Source organism: Castellaniella sp. (genome assembly GCF_041675725.1).
In the GTDB taxonomy this organism is placed as follows: domain Bacteria; phylum Pseudomonadota; class Gammaproteobacteria; order Burkholderiales; family Burkholderiaceae_B; genus Castellaniella.
This window is the reverse complement of the sequence record NZ_JBAYTI010000100.1, coordinates 1-6,667: the sequence shown is the minus strand read 5'-3', so window position 1 is coordinate 6,667 and position 6,667 is coordinate 1. Positions and strand designations below refer to the sequence as shown.

Here is a 6,667-nt window from a genome sequence, read left to right as displayed (position 1 = left end):
TCGCGGTCGAACAGTTCGCGGATGGTCAGACGCCCCTGCGAGCCCCTGAGAACGGCCTGGAGATAGTCGTAGTAATCTGCCCGGTGCGCAGCGAATCGCCAGACGTCCAGGCCCGGGAAGCGCCCTGTCAGCCCACGGGACCTGGCCAGCGGGCCCCTGGCCCCGCGCCACTTGGATCGGCGGATCATGGCAGCGCCTTCCCGGGTACGAGCCCCAGGCGCAGCATCATGGTTTCGAAAGCCATGAAGCGTGGCTCCACGTCGCGCGGATCCACGCAGCCTTGCGCCACCTTCTGCATGGCATGAGCCAAGGCACTGGCGTCGCGGTCGGGCACATACGCCGAGGTATCGGCGAGCGCGGCCGTAGGCAGGCCCGGTTCGAGGAACTCGGCGGCAATGGTACGGCCCGCGTAGCCGTGCAGCTCGGGCAAGCCCCCCACGCGACAAACCCGGCACCCCCGTGGGTTGCGCAGGCGGGCGTGAGCCGCATCCAGCGACCACAGCTGCTGCACCCAGCCCAGCCATTGCCGCCAGTACGATGCGGGTGGCGTGCCGGACGCCTGGCGGGTCAGCTCGTGCACGCTCAGCGGCAGCGCGCAGGCGGTGCACAGCCGTGGCAGCAGCACCTGATGCACCATGAGCTTGAGCATGCCGGGCGTGAGCAGGAAGTCGCGCGGAATGGCGATGAAGTCTGACGCCAGCCGGTCGATGATGGTGCGGGCGCAAGATGCATGCACGGTGGTGTACACGTTCACCCCCGAGCCGACCAGGTCCATGAAAGCCCGCGCGCTGTCCGTGTCGCGGATTTCACCGAGCAGGACGTCGGTCATGGCCGAACGCTTGAGGGTGCGCAACTTGGCCGCGTACTGATCGTGCGCGTCCTGGTCGAGATTGCGGCTGAAGCTGTTTTGCACCGCCCCCTGGATCCGATATTCGACGGGCTCTTCGAGGGTGATGACTTTGCGGTCCTCTGGCAGGCGGCGGATCAGGGTGGCCAGCGTCGTGGACTTGCCCGAGCCAACGGCCCCGGCCAGGATGATGGCGCCCCCCTCTGAGCGCATCACCCGATCGAAACAGGCGATCTGGTCGACCCGGTAACCGAGGGAGGCCAGGTCGACCGATGGCCCGGCGGCATCCCGGACAAGAAACCTGAGGCACACGCTCGGGCCCTGCTCGGCCGCCAGGGACGCCCAACGCAGTACGTACTTTCGCCCATCGACCTGCCGCACCAACATGCCCTGTTGCTCGAGCAGGGGATCGAAGACCGCGCCATTGCCGCCCTGGATGTCCATCCAGGCCACCGACAGCGCATCTAGCAGCAGGGCCGTGGGCAGTTGGCGAAACCGCTCGGGCGCCACGTAGCGGCCCATGACGGTGTAGCGCACTTCGGATTCTTCGGCATCCTGAAGGATGTTCAAATGCAGATCGGTCGCCTGATGGCGCACCCCCCACTCGACCAAATCCTGGAACACGGCGGCCAGCGCGGTCGGCGTGCGTTCATCGGCAGCCATCGACGGCGCCCGGTCGATGCCCTTGCGCGCCAGCGCAAGCAGCAGGGGTGCCGGCAGCACATAGCGCGAAGGTTCGGACAGCCTGCGCCCATGGCCCACCAGGCTGCGTTCGAGGGCGTCTGCCTGGTCGCTGCCCACGTGATCCGCGCGGGCCAGCACGCTGACCGTGCCGTCGTCGCGCTCTACGGGGCAAATGCGGTCGGCCAGCTGCTCGACCCCATACTCGCGGCTCAGCAGCCGCCGTATCCCGGGGCGCAAAGCGGCAAGATCGGCGGCATGGGCCACTGTACCGGCACAAGCCGGGTCGAATGGATGCGCGTCATCGGCCAGGAACAACGCGAGGGTGCGCCAGGGCTTCATGGCCGGGCCTCGCCCAGCAGCATCCTCAGGCATAGCGAGTGCCGGTCTGCCCCGCGCTCAAGCTGTATGCAGGCACCATTCATGCCGCGCAGCTGGAATACCCCGGGATCGCCCACGTGCCCGGCCGGCCAGGGCTGCCCACGAACGTACAGGTAGGCATGACGATCCACGTGCACCTCGGCCAGCAGCGCCGAGCCCACCCCATACAGCGCCACCAGCCGCGGCTGATCAAGGGGTACGGATACGCTGGATGCACCGCCTTGCGCGCGGGGCCGGCTCAGGGCCTCGCGCAGGTCTTCTTGCATCAGCTCGCGAACCGATTGGGTCTCCCAGGCGCGCGCGCCAGGCTCTGCCCCCGCGCCTGACGCCCGCCCCTGATCCAAGGGGCCCTGCGCTTCAGGCGGCACGCCGCCGATTGCCTGCGGCACGGACTGGGCCGCCGCCCCCCCTGCCTGAGCCGGCGCCGGCCAGCAGCACAAGACCACCAGACTGCCAAGAAAAAATTCACGAACCGATTTCATAGATGTCGCCCTCCATGCGCAAGGTAAGCCGGCTGGTGCGCACATCGGGCCGCACGCCCGGGGCGACGACCAGGGACACCTTGTGCCAGGAAACAGAGTCGGACATGGGCGCCAGCAAAAACCCTGAACGCAACGGACCTTCCACCTGCAGCCGGCGTAGCGAAATGGCCGGCAGGCCGGCAGGAGGCCCCGTCAGCGCCTGGCCCCGCGCATCGAGCGGCGCTAACAGCGGAAGGCTGCGGGCCGGCTCGAGGTGCAAACGATGAAAGGCGGGCAGACTGGCCTGCAAGGCACTGGCCCAGTCCCGGGTGACCAGTTGTGCCGCAGGCAGCGCCGCAGGCCGGGCCACATGGGCTGGAACGGCGAACGACCACAGAGCACGCACGGTATCGAGGCTGGAAAAATCCAGAGCCCAAGGACTGGGTGCATGCTGGAGAAAACCACGATTGTCGGCATCCTGGGCCTGGCGCCGATAATCGGCTCTGCAGGACCACGTGAGCCCCCCGGAACGGGGCTGGCAGTGCAGTTCGAGCAGATCCCAACCCGCCAGGCGCACGGGCTGGTTGTATAGCGCCTGCAAGAGCGCCTGCGTACCCGCGGCACCCTGTACAGGGCGGTCAGCCAGTGCCTGATCGAATGCCTGCCGCCAGAGCAGCTCGGGCGCCACGCCATCCAGGGCGGGCGGCTCTGGCGCCGCCTGTGTATGCAGCCATGCGGCGGCCCCCAGCGCCACCCCTGCCGCGACCCCAAGCCGGCGCACACGGGATCCGCGCACCGGCTTCATCGCCAGGCCGGGCGTGGCCATGCGTGCAAGGCCCTGCAGGAGCGCATGCACCCCAGGCGCATCGGGCTCGGGGATTTGCTCCAGCCCAGGGCAAGCCAGGCGCATGGCATCAACCGACGCCTGGGCCAGCTCGAGGCTGGGAAAGCTGCGGTCCGCACGCACCAGAGCAACCCCCTGGTGTGAGGCGAGCACATGCCATACCTGCTCGTCGAGCGGCAGAATGCACGCCCTGGATGCGTTTGGATGCAAGCGTGCCCAGAGGTCTGCGGCAGACCAGTAACGGCCCCGCGCCGGCACGCCGCGGGCCAGCCCCAGCGCCGCCGCGGGCTGCCCGGACCAGACCTGCAGACTGGCGCCCAGGCGACGTGCCTGTGCGCGGCTGAATGTGGACTCAGCCAGAATCGGAATCCAGTCGAGCCCGCACAAAAGGTTTTTTTGGTCGATCTGGAGGACACGGGCGGCGCGCATGATTCAAAGCCCCTCTTCGACTTCTGCGGTGATGATCAGCACAGTGGCCAAGCGCTGCGCCTGGAGCTGATCACCCCCGCCAAACAGCGCCGGCAGGCCTGGGCCCAACCGCCGTTCCGCGGCCTCGGACTGGCGCCGATCGAACCCGGACACGACCAGAGGCTGGCCCGGCTGCAAGGCCAGCTGCTGGACCGTGCCATTGCCTTCGATGGTGAGCTGCTGCAGCTGCAGGGGGTTGTCCTTGTCTCCGAACGTGACGGTTTTCAAGGGCTGAGCCACCGTGTTGTCATAGGCAAGAGACAGCAGGATCTGCCCGTTTTCCTGCGCATCGGGCACCAGCGTGAGCAGCGACCCGACCGTTTCTTCTTTTTGGTTGACGGAGATGGCGGGCACCGCAAGACCACTGGCGCCCGTGACCGGCGTGGTTTCTATCCGGTCGATATAAGAAAACGTGGTACGCACGGCATGAGTGACCGGGCGCCGGTTCAGGGTCAGCATGGGCACGCTGCTGCGGCGCACCAACGTGACGGTTTCACCCAGGGCCTGGATCACCGCCTCACTGCCCGTCAACTTGCCCCGCACCGCCTGCATGCCAAGCTGCCCGGCCGGCGTAGTGGCCAGGCCAGGAACCGCCAAGTGAGCAGCCAAGTGAGCGCCGGAAAACACCAGGTTCCAGTCCAGGCTGGCTTGAGCCTGTTCATTGAGTGCGATAGTAAGCTCTTCGAACACCAGCCGGACGCGCCGCGTAAGCGCCCGATTTTCTTGATCGAGATACTGCGCGATCCGCTCGAGTACGTCAGGCGTGTCTGTGACGACGATATTGGCGGCCGCGCCCGGTTCAACGACCAGGACACCTGCCCGGGACAAAAACGCCTCGAGGCGCATGCGCAAGGTCTTCATGGTGTCGAGCTCGCCGCTGCTCAGTTGCGTGTTGGAGGCGCTGACGAAGCCGCCTTCGGCATGCCCGCGACCGAGCCCCAGCGAGGCCTGGGCCCTGGCATCGAGGGTGAGTGCCCGCACGTTGAATACCCGCGTCTCAGTGCGGTAGAACTCGATGCGCCCCTGCCCGTAGCGCCAATGCACACCCAGATGGGCAGCCAAGCGATCGAGGATCAGCGGCAGCGCTGCCGGACCGTCGGACAAGCCGATCGGGCCGGGGTCTTCGAGGAGCCCCAGGGCCCCGCCCGCCTGATCGCCGATCATGCGCGGCAGGAACTGCGCGGCCGGCAACAGGGCATCCGGGCGCACGTGCACGGGAATCCCCGTGACGGCGGTGATGCGGCGGGCCACCTGGCGCAAGTCATCCGAGCCCTCGGCGAACAGCAAAGTGGTCTGCACGCGCCCCCGCAGCACCGCGGGTAGAGTCAGCTCGCGCGCCAGGGGCTGGGCCGGACCCGCGATCCAGGGTTTGTCGATGTCCTGACTGACCGTGTTTCGGCCCGCTGCCGACCGGCCAGCCACGAAGCGGGCATGCCCCTGCACCACCTTGGCATCCGCCTGGTCGAACGCCAGGCTTGCCTGACGCAGCCGCTCGGGCAGGCTGCAGCCCGTCAGCACCGGAAGCAGGCACAGGCTGCAGATGAGAGGCCAGTGGACGCGGACACGATGGGCCCACGCCCCGGCTGGCCGCCCCGGAGCGGAGCCTACTGAACGGCGCCACGCGGCCGCGATGCGGGCTGGGGCCGTCATGCGTCGTCTCCTGGGGCGGCCGTGCGATCGCAGCGCTGGGCCAGCGGAATGACCCGCAACACCTGGTTGGCGTAAAAACAGGGCTGGAGAGGCCGGTCGCCCAGTTCGGTCGCCGCCAGCACGCTGCGTACGGCCTCTTTGAAGGCGCCTGGAAACACGGCGGTTCCGGCGATGGGGATGTCTACATCGACCGCCCAGTGCTCGGCATCGAACACCCAGCCCGCATCGTGCGCCCAGCCCGCCAGCGCCTTGCGCAAGGTGCCATCGGCCGGTGCCACCCGAAAACCGGCGTCCGGCCCGGCTTGAGGCGGTACCGGTCGGGCAACGGTCGGCTGCGTGGCTGCGGGTTGCATGGCTGGGGGTTGCGTGGCCGCGGGTGGCGTAGCCGCTGGTTGCGTGGCGACTGGCTGTATGGGATCGGATCGTGTGGCCACCGGCATTGACAGGGCCGGCGCCGCGAGGGCCACGGACGATGCCGTTGGGGCTGGAGCCGGTACCCCCAGGATGGGGGAAGCCGCTGCCGCGCTGGCTGGAAACGGTGACGCCGCCGCAGAGGCGGCCACGGATTCTGGTGCGGCCTGAGCGGCCACCGGCGGGGCGCTGCCGGCCCGCCTGGCATGCGCCCATTGCTGGGCACCCCGTATGACGAGATGAGCCGGCACGCCCTGGATGCGCAGGTAGCCGGCTTCGCGCTCGGGATACAGGAGGCGGTCGCCACCCGAATGACGCTCGAACACCGCCGGTACGGGCGTGTCTACGGGATATTGCAGCCAGGTGTGGCGCCCGTCATCGAACACCTGCAGCGGTGCCAGCTCTGGATCGCCGGAGAGTTCCCAATCGAAGCGGTATTCGGCCAACGGCCCGGACGGCGCCGGCAGTTCGCGCCACCAGGCCCGATGCCCCGGGCCGGTGCACGCCACCAGCCCCCCTATGCAACAACCTGCGACCCAGATCTTGAACATGCCCGCCCTCCTGTCTGCTCTTGGGTGCATGGTCACCCGAACAGGAAGCGCGCTCCAGACTGGAAACTACGAAACGATAAAAAGCTCCACCCTGCCCGCCGCATCGGCGGGATGCGACGGGCAGGGCGCCGACCGGCTGAGCCGTGGGGTTCCGACTGGGCCGTAAGGCCGCGAAACCCTGCCTACTCGGCCTGGCGCACCAGGCGATTGCCCTCGGCGGCGGCCGTGCTGAGCGCCGTCACGGCGGGCTCTTGGCCATCGAGCGCCGTATCGATGATCTGCTGGAAGCGCGAGCGGATCGCTGGATAGTTGTTGATGCGAAAGCCCTGCGCCGTCACCGCCGATTTCTGGGCATAGGGGGCAACCAGATCCC

5 protein-coding genes and 2 pseudogenes are annotated in these 6,667 nt (G+C 68.2%); all 7 read right to left on the bottom strand.

Annotated features, from left to right (window positions below; all coding sequences use genetic code 11):
* Positions 1–188, bottom strand: a pseudogene (locus WCZ84_RS13400) (hypothetical protein); the annotation flags it as partial.
* A complete protein-coding gene (locus WCZ84_RS13395) occupies positions 185–1,870 on the bottom strand; it encodes an ATPase, T2SS/T4P/T4SS family (protein WP_372686780.1) in 1,686 nt (561 codons plus the stop codon). The pseudogene WCZ84_RS13400 and the gene WCZ84_RS13395, both read right to left, overlap by 4 nt.
* Positions 1,867–2,391: a hypothetical protein gene (locus tag WCZ84_RS13390; RefSeq protein ID WP_372686779.1), complete on the bottom strand. Its 525-nt coding sequence runs from the start codon at positions 2,389–2,391 to the stop codon at positions 1,867–1,869. The genes WCZ84_RS13395 and WCZ84_RS13390 overlap by 4 nt, the downstream gene beginning before the upstream one ends.
* Entirely contained in the window at positions 2,375–3,643 is a 1,269-nt protein-coding gene (locus WCZ84_RS13385; protein WP_372686778.1) for a hypothetical protein, read from the bottom strand. The genes WCZ84_RS13390 and WCZ84_RS13385 overlap by 17 nt, the downstream gene beginning before the upstream one ends.
* Before the next feature lie 3 nt (positions 3,644–3,646).
* Positions 3,647–5,332: a hypothetical protein gene (locus WCZ84_RS13380; RefSeq protein ID WP_372686777.1), complete on the bottom strand. Its 1,686-nt coding sequence runs from the start codon at positions 5,330–5,332 to the stop codon at positions 3,647–3,649.
* On the bottom strand, positions 5,329–6,294 hold the full coding sequence (locus tag WCZ84_RS13375) for a TcpQ domain-containing protein (protein WP_372686776.1): 966 nt from the start codon (positions 6,292–6,294) through the stop codon (positions 5,329–5,331). Before WCZ84_RS13375 ends, WCZ84_RS13380 begins: the two co-directional genes overlap by 4 nt.
* 182 nt (positions 6,295–6,476) lie before the next feature.
* Positions 6,477–6,667, bottom strand: a pseudogene (locus WCZ84_RS13370) (glycerol-3-phosphate ABC transporter substrate-binding protein); the annotation flags it as partial.

What these genes read in the sequence shown, in the direction of transcription:
- WCZ84_RS13395 (WP_372686780.1), bottom strand. Translation starts at nt 1,870, where the DNA reads ATGAAGCCCTGGCGCACCCTCGCGTTGTTCCTGGCCGATGACGCGCAT.
- WCZ84_RS13390 (WP_372686779.1), bottom strand. Translation starts at nt 2,391, where the DNA reads ATGAAATCGGTTCGTGAATTTTTTCTTGGCAGTCTGGTGGTCTTGTGC.
- WCZ84_RS13385 (WP_372686778.1), bottom strand. Translation starts at nt 3,643, where the DNA reads ATGCGCGCCGCCCGTGTCCTCCAGATCGACCAAAAAAACCTTTTGTGC.
- WCZ84_RS13380 (WP_372686777.1), bottom strand. Translation starts at nt 5,332, where the DNA reads ATGACGGCCCCAGCCCGCATCGCGGCCGCGTGGCGCCGTTCAGTAGGC.
- WCZ84_RS13375 (WP_372686776.1), bottom strand. Translation starts at nt 6,294, where the DNA reads ATGTTCAAGATCTGGGTCGCAGGTTGTTGCATAGGGGGGCTGGTGGCG.